The organism is Achromobacter sp. (genome assembly GCF_036567245.1).
Classification (GTDB): domain Bacteria; phylum Pseudomonadota; class Gammaproteobacteria; order Burkholderiales; family Burkholderiaceae_B; genus Achromobacter.
This window is the reverse complement of sequence record NZ_DATCUY010000293.1, coordinates 1-2,274: the sequence shown is the minus strand read 5'-3', so window position 1 is coordinate 2,274 and position 2,274 is coordinate 1. Positions and strand designations below refer to the sequence as shown.

Genomic DNA, 2,274 nt, shown 5'->3' with positions numbered 1-2,274 from the left:
GTGCCGATCAATAGCGCCAGGCGCATCAGGCGGGGAATCGCGGGGCGGGGCGCTGGCGCTGCAGGCGCGAGCGAACGTGACGGGTGCTGCGGGTGACGGGACATGGAGCGATGCCTTGCGGTTCGAGCAGGAGAGGTAAGGGGTTCACCCTGTATCCCGAGCCAGAAGGTCGAATCCGTAATCGCCACCGCGGAAAAGTTGTAACGGCCGCGGCCGGTGGCCGTCACTGCGCCGCCCGCACCGTCACCCAGTAGCGTGTCCGGTAGGTCACCGCCACCGGCAGCGCCCGCGTGAGGTTATCCAGCGCCCGGTCCGTGTCGCGCAGCGAAAAGACGCCGCTCACCAGCAGGCCCGCGACGTCGGCGTCGCAGCGCAGCAGGCCCGGCCGGTAACGGGCCAGTTCGGCCAGGAAATCGTCCAGGCGCATCGCGTCGGCAACCAGCACCCCACGGCTCCAGGCCGCCGCGCTCTCAGCCGCCGGGCTGGGAGTGGCGGCTCCGCTGGCCGAAAATCGCGAGCCCTGGCCCGCTTGAAGCAGGACGGGCTGGTCCGGCGCGCCGGCGGGACGGATTTCCACGGCGCCTTCGAATACGGCGACGCGGGAGGTTTCGGCATCATCCCTGACGGAGAACCGGGTTCCCAGGGCCTGCACGGAACCGTGCCGGCTGCGCACCCGGAATGGCCGCGCCGTCGCGGCGGGATCTGGCGCGGTCGCGATCAATATCTCTCCGGCGCGCAGCACCACCAGGCGTTCGTCCTGGGAGAATTTCAGGTCGATGGCGGTGGCGGTCGACAGCGTCACGCTGGAGCCGTCCGGCAGGGTGATGGTCTTGATCTCTCCCGTACCGCTGCGGTAGTCGGCCGCGGCGGCTTGCCAGGAGCCGGTGCCGCGCAGGACATAGCCCACGCCCGCGATGGTCGCGCCCAGACCCAGCAAGCTGATCGCGCGGCGCCGCGAGACGCTGGCTGGGCGCTTGCGCAGGGCCAGGCTTGCGGCCTGCGGGGATACGCTGCCGAGCTTGTCGTCGAATGCCTGCAACCGTTGCCAGGCCAGTTCATGGTCCGCATGCTGCGCGCGCCAGCGGGCGCAATTGGCCTGATCGCCGGGGTTGGCGTCTTCCGACCACAGGCGTGCCATCCATTCGGCCGCCCGCTGCACGATGGCGGGGTCGATGGTCCGATTGAGATTCTGAGGTTCTGCCGGAATGGCGGACATGCGCGGTCAGCCGCCAGGGGCCGCGTGCAGGGCTTGATAGCAGGCCAGGAGCGCAGACGCCACGTATTTTTCTACCGACGACACCGACACGGCCAGCCGCGCCGCGATGTCGCGGTAGCTCAAGCCGTCTAGTTTGCGCAGCAGCAGCGCCTCGCGGGCCTTGGCCGGCAGGGCTTGCAGCACGGCGTCGATCTCTACCAGGGCCTGTACCGCCAGCGCGCGGGCCTCTTCCGACGGCGCATGCGCCTGCGGCAAGCTGGCCAGGGCTTCGAGATAAGCGGCCTCGATCTGGCGGCGGCGGTAGAGGTCAATCACCAGGCCGTTGGCGACCTGCGCCAGGTGCTGACGCGACTGGTGCGGCTCGGGCAGCCGGCCGCTGCGCAGGATGCGCAGATAAGTGTCATGCGCCAGGTCGGCTGCGTCGAAAGCATTGCCCAGCCGGCGGCGCAGCCAGGTTCTCAGCCAGCTGTGATGATCGGCATACAGGCCTTCGATGCCCTGCTGCGCTGCGGATTGGTTGGTCGACATGCGGGCCCCTGCAGCGCCCAAAGGCGGCAAAAATGGCGCGGGTAAAAGATGAGAATCAGACTCATTCTATACCGCGCGCCATGGCGCCAGCAATGCGCTAACCCGAGTTGCGCAGCCCCGCCGCAATCCCGTTGATGGTCAAGTGGATGGCGCGCTGCACGCGCTTGTCGACCTCGGCCTCGGGATGCTTCTGCGCCGCGCGGTGGCGGCGGATCAGGTCGATCTGCAGGTAGTTGAGCGGATCGATATAGGCGAAGCGTTCGCGCAGCGAAGCCTGCAACGTGGGGTTGTCGGCCAGCAATTCGCGCTGGGTCAGGAGCTTGAGCATGGCCAGCGTGCGGCCGTGCTCGGCGCTGATGGCGCCGAAGATGCGTTCGCGCAAGCCGCGCTGCGGCACCAGTTGCGCGTAGCGCGCGGCAATTGCCAGGTCGGACTTGGCCAGCACCATTTCCATGTTGGACAGCAGCGTGCGGAACGCGGGCCAGTCGCGCGCCATCTCGCGCAGTTGCGCCAGCCGCGCGCGTCGTGAA

The 2,274-nt window shown here is 68.6% G+C and carries 3 protein-coding genes; all 3 read right to left on the bottom strand.

Annotated features, from left to right (window positions below; translation table 11 throughout):
* Positions 1-223: 223 nt before the first annotated feature.
* The gene (locus VIR09_RS13035; RefSeq protein ID WP_332013245.1) at positions 224-1,216 is read right to left on the bottom strand and encodes a FecR domain-containing protein; all 993 of its coding nucleotides are present in this window, start codon (positions 1,214-1,216) and stop codon (positions 224-226) included.
* 6 nt (positions 1,217-1,222) lie between these two features.
* Positions 1,223-1,744 carry a sigma-70 family RNA polymerase sigma factor gene (locus tag VIR09_RS13030; RefSeq protein WP_332013244.1) on the bottom strand — a complete coding sequence of 174 codons (522 nt, stop codon included), beginning with the start codon at positions 1,742-1,744 and terminating at the stop codon, positions 1,223-1,225.
* 97 nt (positions 1,745-1,841) lie between these two features.
* A partial coding sequence (locus VIR09_RS13025) for a phosphoenolpyruvate carboxylase (RefSeq protein ID WP_332013243.1) occupies positions 1,842-2,274 on the bottom strand: 433 nt, incomplete at its 5' end.